The sequence below is a fragment of the Streptomyces goshikiensis genome (assembly GCF_014650555.1).
In the GTDB taxonomy this organism is placed as follows: domain Bacteria; phylum Actinomycetota; class Actinomycetes; order Streptomycetales; family Streptomycetaceae; genus Streptomyces; species Streptomyces goshikiensis.
Map to the genome: position 1 here is coordinate 1 of NZ_BMVE01000047.1, position 618 is coordinate 618.

Genomic DNA, 618 nt, shown 5'->3' on the forward strand with positions numbered 1-618 from the left:
CCTCTCAAGGAGGTGGGAATACTCATCTTGAAGCAGGCTTCCCGCTTAGATGCTTTCAGCGGTTATCCCTCCCGAACGTAGCCAACCAGCCATGCCCTTGGCAGGACAACTGGCACACCAGAGGTTCGTCCGTCCCGGTCCTCTCGTACTAGGGACAGCCCTTCTCAATATTCCTACGCGCACAGCGGATAGGGACCGAACTGTCTCACGACGTTCTAAACCCAGCTCGCGTACCGCTTTAATGGGCGAACAGCCCAACCCTTGGGACCGACTCCAGCCCCAGGATGCGACGAGCCGACATCGAGGTGCCAAACCATCCCGTCGATATGGACTCTTGGGGAAGATCAGCCTGTTATCCCCGGGGTACCTTTTATCCGTTGAGCGACGGCGCTTCCACAAGCCACCGCCGGATCACTAGTCCCGACTTTCGTCCCTGCTCGACCCGTCGGTCTCACAGTCAAGCTCCCTTGTGCACTTACACTCAACACCTGATTGCCAACCAGGCTGAGGGAACCTTTGGGCGCCTCCGTTACCCTTTGGGAGGCAACCGCCCCAGTTAAACTACCCATCAGACACTGTCCCTGATCCGGATCACGGACCGAGGTTAGACATCCAGCA

At 57.9% G+C, this 618-nt stretch carries 1 rRNA gene; it reads right to left on the bottom strand.

Going from position 1 to position 618, the window contains the following annotated elements:
- Nucleotides 1–618 (bottom strand): 23S ribosomal RNA (locus IE248_RS37075); the annotation flags it as partial.